Source organism: Polaromonas sp. CT11-55, from assembly GCF_047303325.1.
Classification (GTDB): Bacteria; Pseudomonadota; Gammaproteobacteria; order Burkholderiales; family Burkholderiaceae_C; genus Polaromonas.
On sequence record NZ_JBKBEX010000015.1, the window covers coordinates 49,533 to 63,627 of the forward strand.

The window sequence follows — 14,095 nt, forward strand, 5'->3', positions numbered from 1 at the left end:
CCCGGGGAGAGAGGGCGCCAACCTTGCCTACAATCGGGGCACAGTGAGGAGTTCCCCCGAATGAGCATCAAGAGCGACAAATGGATACGCCGCATGTCCGAGCAGCACGGCATGATCGAGCCTTTCGAACCCGGCCAGATCCGGCAACGCGACGGCCACAAGATCATCAGCTACGGCACCAGCAGCTACGGCTACGACATCCGCTGCGCGCCCGAGTTCAAGGTCTTCACCAACATCCACAGCACGGTGGTCGACCCGAAGAACTTCGACGAAAAGAGTTTTGTCGACTTCCACGGCGACAGCTGCATCATCCCGCCCAACAGCTTCGCGCTGGCCCGCACCGTCGAGTACTTCCGCATCCCGCGCAACGTGCTGACCATCTGCCTGGGCAAAAGCACGTATGCCCGCTGCGGCATCATCGTCAACGTCACGCCCTTTGAGCCCGAATGGGAAGGTTATGTGACGCTGGAGTTCTCCAACACCACGCCGCTGCCCGCCAAGATCTACGCGGGCGAAGGCTGCGCGCAGGTATTGTTCTTTGAAAGCGACAAGGACGACGTCTGCGAGGTCTCGTACAAGGACCGCGGCGGCAAGTACCAGGGCCAGGTGGGCGTGACGTTGCCTAAGGCCTAAAGAGCCGTCAGGAGCCGCTCAGGCCAGCGCCGTGCGCGCAGCGGCCAGATCCCAGCCCGCCCAGCCGCAGCTTTTGAACAGCACCGGCCCGTCGGGCTTTTTCATGTCCTGGCGTACCACCTCGCCCAGGCTGGCGAAGCGGGCCACGTCCAGGCCGGCCTGCAGCAGGTCGCCGGCTTCATGCACGGCGTCGGGGGTGTCGACCAGCACGCTGCCCTGGGCCGCGACGTATTGGCACAGCGCGGCGCTGAGCTCCACCATGGACGGTGTGTAGGCGCCCACGGCGCTGATGAAGCCATCGTCGCGCGGCAGGGCGCTGAGCACCACGCCGCCGGCGGGCGTGCAGGTGGCGGCCAGCGGGCAGTCGGCCAGCGCGGCGTCGGCGTCGGGCACGACGCGGCCGTTCAGGCCCAGCGACTGTGCATGCTGCGCCAGGGCTTGGGCGCTGGCGTGGCTGCGCGAGGTGATGCGGAAGTCGCGCACGCCCAGGCCCTGGGCAAAGGCTTCAAGGTGCGCCACGCCCTGCACGCCGGCGCCGACGATCAGCATGGGCCCGCGGGTGTTGGGCGCCAGCCGCTGCGCGGCCAGCAGCGAGACGGCGGCGGTACGCCTGGCGGTGACGGTGGGGCCGTCCAGCATCAGCCGGCGCCGGCCGCTGGCCACGTCGAACACCACCACGTCGCCCTGGATGGCGGGCAGGCCGGTGCCGGTGTTGGCGGGGGTCAGGGTGATGAGCTTGGCGATCGCGGTGCGGGCGTCCAGCGCCGGCATCACGAACAGGCTGCCGCCGCCCGGCAGGGCCTGCACCACCCGCTGCGGGACCTGGACCGACTCATCCTTGAGCAGGCGTATGAGTTCGGTGACCAGCAGCGGGTAGGGTAGCCGCGCGGCGGTCTGTCCGGCGTCCAGCGAGGTGGGATACGGATGGAGCGTCATGCCTGCGATGGTAAGCGGGATGGCCCGTGAAGTGGTGGATGGCCTGGCGCCCTGGCCGAATTTGACGAGAGGTTTTTATCCTACAGCGGGACGGGCAAGGCGCCGAATGGACTATTGCAAGCCCGCCCTAGCATGGTGTAACCAACGGGAGGTTGCCATGTTTTCTGTGCATTTGAGGAAATTCGATGAATTGCCATACAAGACGCTGCTGATGGTTGCAGCGGGCCTGGTGATTCTGTGCCAGCTGGCCGCCATGGTCTTTGTGGCGGATTCGCAGGTTGCCAAGGCCAAGATGCGCGACGACCAGCGCCGGGCCGAACTCTTGGCCATCTCGCAATGCATGGAAACCCGCGCGGGCGCCGCGCGCCAGAACTGTATCCAGCAGGCCCGCGCCGCCACTAATGCACAGCCGCCTGCCGCCGACGGCGCCTCCAAGGCGCCGGCCTTTGCCGAAGCCTCGGCTTCCGCAGGCAACGTCATGCCGGCCCACCCGGCGCGCTCGCCTCAGGGTTTGATGGCCGCGTCGTTTTCCATTCGTTAGGGTCTGTTAACAGGCCCTGCTTGTCAGGCCCGCGTAGGGCCGCCGCGGTTAGCATGGGCGATGCCACCGTCACGCCCTCTTTCTCGCCTTTATCAGCCGCGCAACCCGTTGTTCTGGCTGATGCTCACGCTCAACGGCCTGTCCCCGCTGCTGGCCTGGATTGTTCACAACCACCCCTTGACTGCCTGGGCCACGGTGCTGTTCACCGGCTTTGCGCTGGGCAATGCCATCCTCGGCACTTTTTTGCTGTGGCGCCTGCTGCGCGACGAACCGCCCGCGCCCGCGCGGGATTCCGGCGCGCGGGACGACACCCTGGCTAGCTGACGGCCCCCGCGCCTTTGGTGATGTCTCGCGGCGTGGCCAGCGCGGTCGCCACGGCCAGGTGCAGCCCACGCACGATTTCGTCCAGCGGCATGCTGGGCGCGCCCTGCTCGGGCAGGTAGGGCACATGGATAAAGCCGCCGCGCGTGCGTTTGAAGCCGCGCTTGGTAGCCAGCGCATGCATGAGCGCATAAAACACGTGGTTGCAGACAAAGGTGCCCGCCGTTTGCGACACCTCGGCCGCCACACCCGCTCCTTGCAGCGCCTGCAGCATGGCCTTGATGGGCAGGCTGCTGAAGTAGGCCGCCGGCCCGCCCGCCACCACCGGCGTGTCGACGGGCTGCGCGCCGGTGTTGTCGGGGATGCGCGCATCGTTGACGTTGATGGCGATGCGCTCCAGCGAGATTGCGCCGCGTCCCCCGGCCTGGCCCACGCAGACCACCAGCGCCGGTTTGTGCAACTGGAGCAGCCTTGTGAGTTCGGCCATCGATGCCTGGAACACAGTGGGCAGCTGCGCCGCCACCACGAGGTGGCCGGCAATGCGCTTGCCGTGAAGCGCCTTCACCGCCAGCCAGCTGGGGTTCAGGGGCTGGCTGCTGTGCCCGGTATCGCCAAAGGGGTCGAAGCCGGTCAGCAGCACGCGGGGAAGGGAAGCGGTGGATGTGGAGGAAGAGGGCATGCCGCCATTGTGGGGGAGCGCGGCTTTTTGGATACCATGGCTTGATGAACAACACCCCCTTGCACCCGGACATTGCCTCGCTGGTCGCCGACCTGGCCCGCGCCCGCCTTGAGGCCCGGCCACTGCCCTGGCCCGCCGCCGTGCCGGCCGATGTGCCGCTGGCCTATGCCACCGCGCTGGCCGTGCGCGCCGCGCGAAGCGCGCAGGGCGATGCTCCCGTGGGCTACAAGGTCGGCTTTACCAACCGCACGATCTGGCCGCGCTACGGGGTCTACGGGCCCATCTGGGGCACGGTGTGGCGCAGCAGCCTGGTGCATGTCGACGCTTCCGTGCCTAACGAGGGCGTGCTTTCGCTCACAGGCTTGTGCGAGCCGCGCATAGAGCCCGAGGTGGTGTTCGGCCTGCGCGAGGCACCGCCGCCTGATTGCACGGCGGCGCAGCTGGTGGCGGCGATTGGCTGGGTGGCGCACAGCTATGAAATCGTTCACACGCATTTCCCGGGCTGGAAATTCAGCGCCGCGCAGGCGGTGGCCGACGGCGGCCTGCATGGCCGGCTGCTGGTGGGCCATACGGTGGCGCTGCCGGCCACAACGGAACCCGAGGTGCTGATGGAAGCGCTGGCGGGCTTGCGGCTCAGGCTCTACGCCGACGGCGTGCTCAAGGACCAGGGCGTGGGCGCCAATGTGCTGGACGGCCCGGTGCAGGCCTTGCTGCATTTTGTGCGGGAGCTGCGCGCCACGCCGGGCGCGCCGGCCTTGCGCGCCAACGACGTCATTACCACCGGCACGCTGACCGACGCCTGGCCGGTGCAGGCGGGGCAAACCTGGCATACCGAAATCGAGGCGGCCGGGCCGGTGGCCGGCGCGCTCAACGGGCTGAGGGTTCGGTTTGAATAAGCGAACAACTATTTCTTGATCACAGCGCCCGTTTCGCTGTCGAACTTCACGACGCGCACCTGGCCGTTTTGGCCCGGGAAGTCGTCAAACACCGCGCGGACCAGGTAGGGCACGACCAGCGGCAGGTCGCCGCTGCCACCCTCATAGAGGGCCCGCGATTCGAACACCGTGCGCGGCGGCCTGCCTGGCGGCACGTCCTTGGTGTCGAGCAGGCGCAGGCGCAGGCTGTTGGTGTACACCGTTACATTGACCGGCCGGTCGCCCATGTAGCGCGGCCCGAAGGGGTCGGGTACCCAGCCGCCGCCGTAGAGCCGCCCCGCGGCGTCGCGGTAAGGCGGCAGGAACACCATGTTGTCCTGGTAGACCGGCTGCAGCCAGGTTTTTTCCTCGCTGCGGCTGCTGGCCGCCACGTCCACCTGCAGGCGCCCGGCCTGGCCTTCGGGGGCACGCCTGAGGCCGCGTTTTTCGAGCTCGGCCTGCACATAACCTTCGTAGGTGGCCTGCTCCAGCTGCCGCGTGGTGTCCATGGGCGTGATGTAGCTGAAGGTGCTGCCCGCCGCGTCGGCGGGCCACTGGTTGAAACTGGTGACGCGGGTGGTGATGGGACTCGCGCAGGCCGTGAGCAGCATGGCCAGCAGCAGCGCCAGGGCCAGGCGCGGCGAGCGGAACAACAGGGACGACACGGCGCCGGCGCTGCGCTGCGGGCCGGGGCCTGTGGGCGAGGAAAGGGCAAAAGTGTTCATGGGAAATGGATACGCCGGGGTTCAATTTTGTTCCGCGGCGGGTGCGCCGCTCAAGTAAAGTCGGCGCATACGCTGACACGCGCCCGGGGCATCGGGGCAGTGCCTGCACGGCGGACGCCAACAAGTATTGCACGACACAAGCACGGTAAGTGCATTGCACAAGGGGAAGATCATGAAATGGGAAGGCAATCGCGAATCCGACAACGTCGAAGATCGCCGTGATGACGGCGGCGGAGGTGGCGGCGGCTTCGGTTTTGGCGGACGCAGCATAGGCATTGGCACCATCGTGGTGGCGCTGGTCGGCGGCTGGATTTTCGGCATCAACCCGCTGACCATCCTGGGGCTGCTCAGCGGCGGCGGGCCACCGGCCCAGGTGCAGCAGCAGGGGCCGGCCCACAAGCCGCCGGCCGACGACCGCATGGCGAAATTTGTTTCCACCGTGCTGGCCGACACCGAGGATGTGTGGACCGACGTTTTTGCCAAGGGCGGGGCGACCTACCAAAAACCCCGGCTGGTGCTGTTCCGCGGCGCCACGCCCACGGCCTGCGGCCAGGGGCAGGCGGCCATGGGGCCGTTTTATTGCCCGGGCGACCAGAAGGTCTACATCGACCTCGGTTTTTACGAAACCCTGCGCAGCCGCCTGGGCGCGCCCGGCGACTTCGCCCAGGCCTATGTGATCGCCCACGAGGTGGGGCACCATGTGCAGAACCTGCTGGGCATCAGCGCCAAGATGGACCAGATGCGCGGCCGCGTCAGCAAGGTTGAATACAACGCGCTGAGCGTGCGGCTGGAACTGCAGGCCGACTGTTTTGCCGGGGTCTGGGCGCACAACGCGCAGAACGCCCGCCAGATCCTGGAGCAGGGCGACGTCGAGGAAGCCATGAATGCGGCCGCCAAGATCGGCGACGACGCCCTGCAACGCGCCGGCGGCGGCGCGGTGGTGCCCGAAAGCTTCACCCACGGCACCAGCGCCCAGCGCCAGCGCTGGTTCGACACCGGCTTTAAAACCGGCAGCGTCAAGGCCTGCGACACCTTCAGTGCCCGAAATTTATAGTCTGGTCCCTTGAGGCCATTGTCCGGTGGTCATGAGAAGCTATAAAATCAATAGCAATCTGCCGACGGAACCGGCCCGGGCGCCGGGCCCGCGGCAGGCCTGAAACCGTAAATTACCGGCAAAACCAGCCAATTGGCCCAAAGTGCGACAATACGGGGCTGAGGAAGCCCTGCACAAGCCCTGCCGCGCGGTCGATATCGCGCGGACCCGGGCGGTCTGCGGTGTTACCTTTCCCGCCAACGGCTGTGCTGTTGGCCGCACGCGCGCCCAGGCAACCCCATCCCCCGATACGCGCGCTACCACCGACAGAGATACCCGCAAGCGTTACGCAGAGCTTTCTTATGACATCCTCTTTTTCGAATCTTTCGCTGGCTGAACCGCTGGCCCGCGCCGTCGCCGAAATGGGCTACGAAACCATGACCCCCATCCAGGAGCAGGCCATTCCGGTCGTGCTGCAGGGCAGGGACGTGATGGGCGCCGCCCAGACCGGCACCGGCAAGACCGCCGCCTTCTCGCTGCCGCTGCTGCAGCGCATGTTGAAACACGAGAACCCCTCGACCTCGCCCGCACGCCACCCGGTGCGCGCGCTGGTGCTGCTGCCCACGCGCGAGCTCGCGGTGCAGGTGGCCCAACAGGTCGAACTCTACGCCAAATACACCAACCTGCGCAGCACCGTGGTGTTCGGCGGCATGGACATGAAGCCGCAGACGGCCGAACTCAAAAAAGGCGTGGAAGTGCTGGTGGCCACGCCGGGCCGGCTGCTGGACCACATCGAAGCCAAGAACGCGGTGCTCAACCAGGTTGAATACGTGGTGCTGGACGAGGCCGACCGCATGCTGGACATCGGCTTCCTGCCCGACCTGCAGCGCATCCTGAGCTACCTGCCCAAGCAGCGCATCACCTTGCTGTTCTCGGCCACCTTCTCGCCCGAAATCAAGCGCCTGGCCTCCAGCTACCTGCAGGACCCGGTCACCATCGAGGTGGCGCGCTCCAATGCCACGGCCTCCACCGTCGAGCAGCATTTCTACAGCGTGGGCGCCGACGACAAGCGCCGGGCCCTGCACCAGATCCTCAAAGAGCGCGGCATGAAGCAGGCCTTTGTGTTCGTCAACAGCAAGCTGGGCTGCGCGCGCCTGGCCCGCTCGCTGGAGCGCGAGGGCCTGAAGACCGCCGCGCTGCACGGCGACAAGAGCCAGGACGAGCGCCTCAAGGCGCTGGAAGCCTTCAAGAAGGGCGAAGTCGACCTGCTGGTCTGCACCGACGTGGCCGCCCGCGGCCTGGACATCAAGGACGTGCCGGCGGTGTTCAACTTCGACGTGCCCTTCAACGCCGAAGACTATGTGCACCGCATAGGCCGCACCGGCCGCGCCGGCGCCTCGGGCCTGGCCGTGAGTTTTGTGGCCAGCAGCGACAACCGCCTGGTGGCCGACATCGAGAAGCTGATCAAGACCAAGATCGAGCTGGAACCCATAGAGTTCGACGAAGACCGCCCGCGCATCAAGGAGCAGGGCCGCATCAACGACGGCCGCCGCATGTACCGCGAAGGCGAGGACGGCGGCAGCCCGCGCGAGGCACACCAGCCGCGCGAGCGCCGCGAATACACGCCGCACCGCCAGCCGGCCGCGCAGCGCGATCCCTTCTTCGACCAGCCCTATGAACCGACGGTTGCGCCCGACGCCCAGCCCGCCTGGGAAGCCGCCGCCAAGGCCGCTCCCGTGCGCAGCGGCGTGTCGGCCAACATCAAGCCCAAGAAAAAAGTCGCGGCGCTGTTCAAGACCCAGTCCACGGTCTGAACCGTGGCTTGAAAACCGCCGGGCCGTCGGTTAGCGCCTACGGCCGGTAGGGGGGCTGTCCGGTGCGGGTCGCGCGGCCCGCCTTTTACGCTGTCCTCATGATGGCGAATTCCGACCCCGACATGAAGACCGCACCATCAGCGGTTTTCGGGTTTCCCGCGCTCTCCCAGCAAGTCCTGAGAATCTTTCGCCCCTTGTGGCGCGCCGTCGACCAGTGGATTGACGCCGGCGGCATGCGCATGAGCGCGGCCATGTCTTTTTACGGCATCCTGAGCCTGGCACCGCTGCTGGTCCTGCTGGTCGCCGTGCTCGGCTGGTGGCTGGACCGCGCCTATCTCGAAACCAGCCTGGTCGACCAGATCCGCAGCGTCATAGGGGCGCAGGGCGCCCAGGTGGTGCAGCAGGCGCTGTCCAGCGCGCAGGCGCCTTCGGAAGGCATTACGGCTTCGCTGTTTGCTTTTGCGCTGCTGCTGTCGGGGGCGACGGGCGTGTTCGCGGAGCTGCAGGATGCGTTTGAGCGGCTGTGGCGGCAAGGCAGCGGCGAAGTGCCGCAGCAAAAATGGTGGCACAGCGCGTCCCTGCGCCTGCGCGGCGTGGCCTACATCCTGGCGTTTGGTTTCCTGCTCCTGGTCTCGCTGGCGATTTCAACCTTTTTAAGCCTGCTGTCGGGCTGGGCGGGCAGCTACCTGCCGGTCGAAAAACTCGCCTGGGTGCTCAACGAACTCGTGTCTTTCGGTTTTTGCGTCGCACTGTTTGTGGCCCTCATGAAAATGAGTGTGGGCCCCAAACCCGCTTTACGCTATCTGGTGATGGGGTCAGCCGCGGGGGCCATCCTCTTTGCGGTCGGCAAGCACCTGATGGCCTTTTATCTCTCCACCGCCGCCGTGGTGTCTGCCTATGGCGCGGCCGGCTCGCTGGTGGTGATCCTGATGTGGATTTATTTTTCATCGGCCGTGCTGCTGCTGTCCGCCAGTGTGGCGCGCGCCTGGGCCGATGAGGCCGGCCGGGGCCGGCCCATCTCAGCCTGATTTGCCGGCCTTGCCTGGTTTTTGCGCCTGTTCGCAGGGCACGGCGATCAGCTCAAACGTTCCGGCTTCCGCCCCCAGTTTCGCTGCCGTGAGGCAGCCGCCCCAGACGCAACCCGTGTCCAGCGGCAGGGTGTTGTTGCGCAGGCGCGGCGCGGCGCCGTCCTTGGCCAGGGTGGACCAGTGGCCGAAGGCCACCGCCGTGCCGGCGGTCTTGCGCCCCGGTACCTCAAACCACGGCAGGTAGCCGGCGGGCGCGCCGTCGGCGCCCTCGGTGCTGTCGAACTCCATCACGCCTTCGGGCGTGCAAAAGCGCAGGCGCGTGAGCGCGTTCACCACCACGCGCAGCCGGTCGGCGCCCTGCAGGCTGTCGCTCCAGCGGTCCGGCGTGTTGCCGTACATGGCGCCGAAAAACGCCTTGAGTTCGCCGCCGCGCAGCACCTGCTCCACCTCGGCCGCCAGCGCCATGGTCTGCGCCACCGTCCATTGCGGCAGCACGCCCGCGTGCACCATCAGCCAGCCGTGGCGCTGCAGCGCCATGGCGCGGTGCCGCAGCCAGTCCATGAGCGTTTCGCTGTCCGGTGCCTGCAGGATGTCCTGCACCGTGTCCTTGCGGCCCGGGGGACGCGCCCCCTGCCACAACGCGAGCAGATGCAGGTCGTGGTTGCCCAGCAGGCACTGCGCGGCGTCGCCCAGGGCCGCCAGGCGGCGCAGCACCTTGAGCGATTCGGGACCCCGGTTGACCAGGTCGCCGAGGAAGTAGAGGGTGTCGCGGCTGGGCGAAAAATCCAGCTTCTCCAACAGCCGCCCCAGGGGGGCGTCGCAACCCTGCAGGTCGCCGATACAGTACATTGACATGTGTTTATTTTGCGCCAGGAGTCTGGGCGGCAGGAGCCGTCGAAGCGAAACGCGCGAAAAACGAGGACAGCGCGGTGATGCCGACAAGCCCATAGCCCGACTATGGGCGCAGGAGGTAGCGCCGCGATGGACCGTTTTCTCGCGCGTTGTAGCCGACGGATTCCTGCCGCCCAGACTCCTCTGACTCCTAATCTATGGACTTTTTGCTGATTGCTTTTTTGACGCTGCTCAACGGCGTTTTTGCCCTGTCGGAAATGGCCCTCGCCTCCAGCCGCAAGGCCAGGCTCACAGCCATGGGCGAGTCCGGCGACAAGGGCGCCCAGGCGGCCCTGGGCCTGCTGGACGACCCCACGCAGTTTCTCTCCTCGGTGCAGGTGGGCATCACCTCCATCGGCATGCTCAACGGCATTATTGGCGAGGCCGCTTTCAGTGACAACCTGGCGGCCTGGATCCAGACCTTCGGCGCGCCGCAGCGCGCGTCCCAGATCACCGCCACCGCGCTGGTGGTGACCGTCATCACCTTCATCACCATCGTCTTCGGCGAGCTGGTACCCAAGCGCATAGGCCAGCTCTATCCGGAAACCGTCGCGCGCCTGGTGTCGCGGCCCATGATGTGGGTGGCGACGGGCGCCAAGCCTTTTGTCAGGCTGCTGTCCATCAGCACGCTGGCGGTGCTCAAGCTGCTGCGCATCGACAACACGGCCGGCCGCGCCGTGACCGAGGAAGAAATCGCCGCCAGCCTGGAAGAGGGCGTGGATGCCGGCCTGATCGAGGAGCACGAACACCAGATGGTGCAAAACGTGTTCCTGCTCGACGACCGGCTGCTGACCTCGCTGATGCTGCCGCGCTCCGACATCGAGTGGCTGGATGCCTCCGACACCGTGGCCCAGGCCATCGACAAGGCCGGCGCCACCGGCCATTCCTGGTATCCGGTGTGCCGCGGCAGCCTGGACGACGTGGTGGGCGTGGTCAACGTTGCCAAGCTGCTCGCGCTGCGCGGCCGGATCCAGTCCGGCTCTTCCAGCCAGGAACAGGCCCAGGGCCCGGGCACCGTGCCCTCGGTGGCCGACCGCATAGGCGCTTACGCGGTACCGGCCGTCTTTGTGCCGGAAACGCTGACTGGCATGGAACTGCTGGAGCAGTTCCGCGCGCGCTCCACCCGCATGGTGTTTGTGGTCGACGAATACGGCGTGGTGCAGGGCCTGATGACGCCCATGGACATGCTGGAGGCCATCACCGGCGAATTGCAGCCCGGCGCCCAGGTGGACGCCTGGGCCACCGAACGCGAGGACGGCAGCTGGCTGATCGACGGCGTCATGCCCGTGGCCGAACTCAAGGCCAGGCTGGACATCAAGGAACTGCCCGAAGAAGGCAAGGGCCGCTACAACACGGTCGCCGGCCTGCTGCAAAGCGTTTCGGGCCGGCTGCTCAAAACCGCCGAAATCGTCGAATGCGCGGGCTGGCGCTTCGAAGTGCTGGACCTGGACGGCAAGCGTATCGACAAGGTGCTGGCCAGCTTGTTGCCGGAAGCTGACTCGCCTGAGTTGTAATCCTTTGTTCCAGATGCTGTTGCGGCTTCGCAGCTTTTAGGCGCTGTTGCGTGACATAAGTCACTACTTGCTGCGGTCTGACGAGAGGTGAGACGCTGCAACAACACCCAGGTACGTAAATGGTTGTAACTTCAAGGGTGCTGTGTTTAAACTGAAAAAAAGTTAAGGCACACATGTTTGATGTTTTTGTGTTGGCACTGACGGCGACGGCAGTGTCAGGGATGGCAACAGGGGCGGCTTGCCACCACGGCTGGCTGGCGCGTGCCGCCCGCAAAAAAAGGCGTATTCCCGCGCAATGGCACCTGCAGCCCAGGCCTTTGCTGCTCGATGCCGAGCAGGAAGTCTGGCACTGGCTGCAGCGCGCATTTTTCGACCACCACGTGCTGGTCAAGGTCCCGGTCATCCGTTTTGTCTCGCCGCGCAACGAAGCCGAAGGCCAGCGCTCTTTTGAGTTGCTCAAAAACGTCTACTGCAGCTTCACGGTCTGCGCCGCCGACGGCACCGTCATCGGCTGCCTGGACGTGCCCGGCCCCCAGGGCCTGAGGGCCAGCAGCCGCGACCTCAAGCGAAAACTGTTTGCCGAATGCGGCATCGCCTACGCCGTGGTGCGCGCCGGCAACCTTCCCACGCTGGAAGACGTGCGCGCCGCCTTCCTCGGTGAAATCGATTTGTCGGACGACGAAGAACCGTCCTCACCGGCCGTGCTCGGCGAGCCGCCCATGGCCTTGCCGCTGGAGGCCGAGGCCGACGCCCTGGCCACCGTGCCCGACACCATGCGCGCGGCCGACGGCAGCGCCCTGGTCGCCGATGCGCAGCACGTGCAACATGTGGAGCAGGTGGAGCAGGTGGAGCAGCTGAAACCCGCGGCCAACCAGGTGGACATGGCCGCCATGGCCGCCGCCCGCAGCAGCCTGCGCGCCAAGCTGGAGCGCAACCGCAAGATACGCTTTACCAACTTCGACCCGCTGAGCACCGGCTCCGGCATTGTTCACGACAGCACGGATAACCAATTCGCGGTGGCCTGGGAAGACTCCTTCATTACGCCCGAGGACGCCCCGCCGCCGGCAGGCGCCTGAGCCGGGCGGGCCCCCTGCGAGGGGCCTGGTCAGTTCGCCTTGGCGGCGTCCATGAGCGCTTTCATCTCCGCCGGCATGGCCGTGAACAGCGGCTTGCCGCCGGGCTTGGCCGGCTTTAAAAACCACTGCTCATACCAGCCCTGGGCGGCGCCGCTGCGCATGGACTCCTTGACCGAAGCATTCACCAGCGCCCCCATGGCCGCGTCGCCCTTGCGATAGGCAATGGCAATGGTCTCCACCGAGAGCCGCTCCGGCAGGATGGTGTAGTTGCCCGCGTCAGACTGGCTGGCAAGCTGCGCCGCCAGCAACGCGCCGTCACGCGCATAACCGGCCGCCCAGCCCAGCTGCAGCTGGCCCAATGCAGCGTCGGGATTCACGGCCTTGGCCTGCTGCCAATTCAGCGCGTGCGTCTTCGAAAAACGCTCCATCGCCGGGATCGCGGTGCTGCCGTCAATGCCGACAATGCTTTTGCCCTTCAACTGCTCCAGCGTGCTGATCATGTCCTTGTTGCGCACCGCCACCTGGACCGCATCGACAAAAATCGGCGTCGAAAAATCCATGCGTGCGCGACGTTCCGGCGTATCGGTCACGCTTTCGCAAAGCAAGTCCACACTGCCTTCCGTCAGCAGGCGCACCCGCGCGTCCACTTCGGTTTCGATATAGCGCACCGGCAGGTTCTTATTGCCCGCCGCCTGGCGCAGCTGCTCAATGATGGGCTTGCAAAACTCGATGCTGTAGCCCAGCGGCTTGCCCGGTGCTTCGTTAAACGAGAAAGGCGCCGCAAGCGCCCGGTAACCCACATTGATCTGCTCGCGGCTCTTGATTTTTTCCAGCGTGGCTTGGGCGGACGCCCCTTGCGGCAGGGCGATCACCAGCAGGGCCAAGGCGGCCGGCAACAGTCCTTGAAATGGTGTCTTCATCGGAACCTCCCGTTGTTCGGTCCCATTCTTAGGCAAAGGCCCTGAATACGCAACGCCGCCAGGGCAGGGCTTCCCCGGTACGACCAAGGTACTCATTGTTAGTAGCCGTTGCTGCGCGAGGGCATAAAAAAGCCCCTGGTTCGCAAGAACAGGGGCTTTTAAGCTGCCGCGAAGATAAACCGGGCTCCCGGCCTTGCCAGGCGCGGCATCCGTGCTTCAGCGCACGATGCAATCCACCGTGTTGGACTTGGGGGCGCCCGAGCCGGTGACCGATGTCGACGTATTGAACGCCGGCGGCAGCGTGAACGGGATCCCCGGGTTTGCCGGCAGCATGACAGGCGGCTGCATTACCGAGGCCGTATACCCAAACTGGCCCGCCGCGAAATTGCTGGTGCCACTTGGGTTGGTGACCTTGATCAGGCCGTCCAGCACGGCCACATACAGCCCCGGCGCGCGCGCGCCGGTGGGCGAGGGTATGACCGGAGTGTTCTGCGCCAGGGCCGCGGTGGAGGCCAGCGTGGCCACCAGGGCCAGCGGAATCGAAATGATTTTTTTCATGGAGGTTCCTTCGATGTGGGGTGTCGGGGATTTGCTCGGGCGGCCTTATGGCTACCTGAGAGAAACCTCCATGCTGGCGCCGCCCTGCAGATTGCCCGCGGGCGTGGTGATCACGGTGGCGTCGGGGCTGCGTTTGCCCAATGTGCCGGTTGTGCTGGTGAAGCCGCCTTGCGTCAATTCCAGTTCGACTTTGTCGAGTTCGGGCTTGCCCGCGTCATAGCGGTAGCGCGTCAGCACCAGCAGGGTCTCGGGCTGCAGCACCATGGCCGCGCCGTCCACAAACTCCAGGCGGCCGAAGGTATTGCGCCCGGTGGTGATGGTGTCGCCCTGGCGCAGCGGCGAGTTTTCGGCCAGCACCCGGCTGCGGCCCTCGGCGCTTTTGGCCACCATCAGGCCCGAGACCTTGGTGACGGTGCCCACCACCTGGGCCTGCGCCAGCGGGGCCAGCACCAGCAGGGCCAGTGCCAATGCGGGGAGCAGGCGGGTGAAAAGTGTTGGCTGCTTCATGTCAT

Annotated in this window: 16 protein-coding genes; 9 read left to right on the forward strand and 7 right to left on the reverse strand. The window is 66.2% G+C overall.

Translation table 11 applies throughout. From position 1 onward, the window contains the following. Positions 1-60 precede the first annotated feature (60 nt). Positions 61-633: a dCTP deaminase gene (gene dcd, locus ACEN8I_RS14860; RefSeq protein ID WP_007866203.1), complete on the forward strand. Its 573-nt coding sequence runs from the start codon at positions 61-63 to the stop codon at positions 631-633. An 18-nt stretch (positions 634-651) separates the two neighbouring features. Here dcd and ACEN8I_RS14865 read toward each other — a convergent pair whose 3' ends face one another. Next, a complete protein-coding gene (locus ACEN8I_RS14865; RefSeq protein ID WP_413329269.1) occupies positions 652-1,569 on the reverse strand; it encodes a delta(1)-pyrroline-2-carboxylate reductase family protein in 918 nt (305 codons plus the stop codon). A gap of 157 nt (positions 1,570-1,726) precedes the next feature. On the opposite strand from ACEN8I_RS14865, the gene ACEN8I_RS14870 reads away from it, so the two are divergent. Together ACEN8I_RS14870 and ACEN8I_RS14875 are read left to right on the forward strand one after the other, a co-directional pair. Further along, positions 1,727-2,110, forward strand: coding sequence for a hypothetical protein (locus tag ACEN8I_RS14870; RefSeq protein ID WP_413329270.1), 384 nt, complete (start codon positions 1,727-1,729; stop codon positions 2,108-2,110). Between the two features lie 120 nt (positions 2,111-2,230). Continuing rightward, positions 2,231-2,434, forward strand: coding sequence for a hypothetical protein (locus ACEN8I_RS14875; protein ID WP_413329271.1), 204 nt, complete (start codon positions 2,231-2,233; stop codon positions 2,432-2,434). On the opposite strand, the gene pcp is transcribed toward ACEN8I_RS14875, so the two are convergent. Then, positions 2,427-3,110 (reverse strand): pyroglutamyl-peptidase I, encoded by a 684-nt coding sequence (gene pcp / locus ACEN8I_RS14880; RefSeq protein WP_413329272.1) that lies wholly within the window; start codon positions 3,108-3,110, stop codon positions 2,427-2,429. The genes ACEN8I_RS14875 and pcp overlap by 8 nt on opposite strands. Positions 3,111-3,154: 44 nt before the next feature. Here pcp and ACEN8I_RS14885 point away from each other — a divergent pair, with 44 nt between their 5' ends. Continuing rightward, positions 3,155-4,006, forward strand: coding sequence for a 2-keto-4-pentenoate hydratase (locus tag ACEN8I_RS14885; protein ID WP_413329273.1), 852 nt, complete (start codon positions 3,155-3,157; stop codon positions 4,004-4,006). Positions 4,007-4,014: 8 nt separating this feature from the next. On the opposite strand, the gene ACEN8I_RS14890 is transcribed toward ACEN8I_RS14885, so the two are convergent. Next, the gene (locus ACEN8I_RS14890; protein ID WP_413329274.1) at positions 4,015-4,749 is read right to left on the reverse strand and encodes a DUF4136 domain-containing protein; all 735 of its coding nucleotides are present in this window, start codon (positions 4,747-4,749) and stop codon (positions 4,015-4,017) included. A gap of 172 nt (positions 4,750-4,921) precedes the next feature. Between ACEN8I_RS14890 and ACEN8I_RS14895 the strand changes: the two genes are divergently transcribed. From ACEN8I_RS14895 to ACEN8I_RS14905, 3 genes are all read left to right on the forward strand, one after another. Continuing rightward, complete coding sequence (locus ACEN8I_RS14895; protein WP_413329275.1) at positions 4,922-5,803, forward strand: neutral zinc metallopeptidase; 882 nt, start codon at positions 4,922-4,924, stop codon at positions 5,801-5,803. Positions 5,804-6,144: 341 nt separating this feature from the next. Continuing rightward, positions 6,145-7,596 (forward strand): DEAD/DEAH box helicase, encoded by a 1,452-nt coding sequence (locus tag ACEN8I_RS14900; protein ID WP_413329276.1) that lies wholly within the window; start codon positions 6,145-6,147, stop codon positions 7,594-7,596. A 122-nt stretch (positions 7,597-7,718) separates the two neighbouring features. After that, positions 7,719-8,624: a YihY/virulence factor BrkB family protein gene (locus tag ACEN8I_RS14905; protein ID WP_413329336.1), complete on the forward strand. Its 906-nt coding sequence runs from the start codon at positions 7,719-7,721 to the stop codon at positions 8,622-8,624. Here the strand turns inward: ACEN8I_RS14905 and ACEN8I_RS14910 are convergent. Next, on the reverse strand, positions 8,616-9,479 hold the full coding sequence (locus tag ACEN8I_RS14910; protein WP_413329277.1) for a symmetrical bis(5'-nucleosyl)-tetraphosphatase: 864 nt from the start codon (positions 9,477-9,479) through the stop codon (positions 8,616-8,618). The genes ACEN8I_RS14905 and ACEN8I_RS14910 overlap by 9 nt on opposite strands. Before the next feature lie 194 nt (positions 9,480-9,673). Here ACEN8I_RS14910 and ACEN8I_RS14915 point away from each other — a divergent pair, with 194 nt between their 5' ends. After that, positions 9,674-11,029 carry a hemolysin family protein gene (locus tag ACEN8I_RS14915; protein ID WP_413329278.1) on the forward strand — a complete coding sequence of 452 codons (1,356 nt, stop codon included), beginning with the start codon at positions 9,674-9,676 and terminating at the stop codon, positions 11,027-11,029. 221 nt (positions 11,030-11,250) lie between these two features. Further along, entirely contained in the window at positions 11,251-12,105 is an 855-nt protein-coding gene (locus ACEN8I_RS14920) for a DUF2726 domain-containing protein (protein ID WP_413329279.1), read from the forward strand. Between the two features lie 29 nt (positions 12,106-12,134). On the opposite strand, the gene ACEN8I_RS14925 is transcribed toward ACEN8I_RS14920, so the two are convergent. The 3 genes from ACEN8I_RS14925 to ACEN8I_RS14935 all read right to left on the reverse strand — a co-directional run bounded on the left by ACEN8I_RS14925 (position 12,135) and on the right by ACEN8I_RS14935 (position 14,090). After that, a complete protein-coding gene (locus ACEN8I_RS14925; protein ID WP_413329280.1) occupies positions 12,135-13,025 on the reverse strand; it encodes an amino acid ABC transporter substrate-binding protein in 891 nt (296 codons plus the stop codon). Between the two features lie 216 nt (positions 13,026-13,241). Beyond that, positions 13,242-13,583 carry a hypothetical protein gene (locus ACEN8I_RS14930; RefSeq protein ID WP_413329281.1) on the reverse strand — a complete coding sequence of 114 codons (342 nt, stop codon included), beginning with the start codon at positions 13,581-13,583 and terminating at the stop codon, positions 13,242-13,244. 51 nt (positions 13,584-13,634) lie between these two features. Next, positions 13,635-14,090 carry a hypothetical protein gene (locus tag ACEN8I_RS14935; RefSeq protein WP_413329282.1) on the reverse strand — a complete coding sequence of 152 codons (456 nt, stop codon included), beginning with the start codon at positions 14,088-14,090 and terminating at the stop codon, positions 13,635-13,637. Between the last annotated feature and the right edge of the window lie 5 nt (positions 14,091-14,095).

Excerpts from the sequence above, each read along its gene's own strand:
- dcd (WP_007866203.1), top strand. The coding sequence starts at position 61 with ATGAGCATCAAGAGCGACAAATGGATACGCCGCATGTCCGAGCAGCAC.
- ACEN8I_RS14865 (WP_413329269.1), bottom strand. The coding sequence starts at position 1,569 with ATGACGCTCCATCCGTATCCCACCTCGCTGGACGCCGGACAGACCGCC.
- ACEN8I_RS14870 (WP_413329270.1), top strand. The coding sequence starts at position 1,727 with ATGTTTTCTGTGCATTTGAGGAAATTCGATGAATTGCCATACAAGACG.
- ACEN8I_RS14875 (WP_413329271.1), top strand. The coding sequence starts at position 2,231 with ATGCTCACGCTCAACGGCCTGTCCCCGCTGCTGGCCTGGATTGTTCAC.
- pcp (WP_413329272.1), bottom strand. The coding sequence starts at position 3,110 with ATGCCCTCTTCCTCCACATCCACCGCTTCCCTTCCCCGCGTGCTGCTG.
- ACEN8I_RS14885 (WP_413329273.1), top strand. The coding sequence starts at position 3,155 with ATGAACAACACCCCCTTGCACCCGGACATTGCCTCGCTGGTCGCCGAC.
- ACEN8I_RS14890 (WP_413329274.1), bottom strand. The coding sequence starts at position 4,749 with ATGAACACTTTTGCCCTTTCCTCGCCCACAGGCCCCGGCCCGCAGCGC.
- ACEN8I_RS14895 (WP_413329275.1), top strand. The coding sequence starts at position 4,922 with ATGAAATGGGAAGGCAATCGCGAATCCGACAACGTCGAAGATCGCCGT.
- ACEN8I_RS14900 (WP_413329276.1), top strand. The coding sequence starts at position 6,145 with ATGACATCCTCTTTTTCGAATCTTTCGCTGGCTGAACCGCTGGCCCGC.
- ACEN8I_RS14905 (WP_413329336.1), top strand. The coding sequence starts at position 7,719 with ATGAAGACCGCACCATCAGCGGTTTTCGGGTTTCCCGCGCTCTCCCAG.
- ACEN8I_RS14910 (WP_413329277.1), bottom strand. The coding sequence starts at position 9,479 with ATGTCAATGTACTGTATCGGCGACCTGCAGGGTTGCGACGCCCCCCTG.
- ACEN8I_RS14915 (WP_413329278.1), top strand. The coding sequence starts at position 9,674 with ATGGACTTTTTGCTGATTGCTTTTTTGACGCTGCTCAACGGCGTTTTT.
- ACEN8I_RS14920 (WP_413329279.1), top strand. The coding sequence starts at position 11,251 with ATGGCAACAGGGGCGGCTTGCCACCACGGCTGGCTGGCGCGTGCCGCC.
- ACEN8I_RS14925 (WP_413329280.1), bottom strand. The coding sequence starts at position 13,025 with ATGAAGACACCATTTCAAGGACTGTTGCCGGCCGCCTTGGCCCTGCTG.
- ACEN8I_RS14930 (WP_413329281.1), bottom strand. The coding sequence starts at position 13,583 with ATGAAAAAAATCATTTCGATTCCGCTGGCCCTGGTGGCCACGCTGGCC.
- ACEN8I_RS14935 (WP_413329282.1), bottom strand. The coding sequence starts at position 14,090 with ATGAAGCAGCCAACACTTTTCACCCGCCTGCTCCCCGCATTGGCACTG.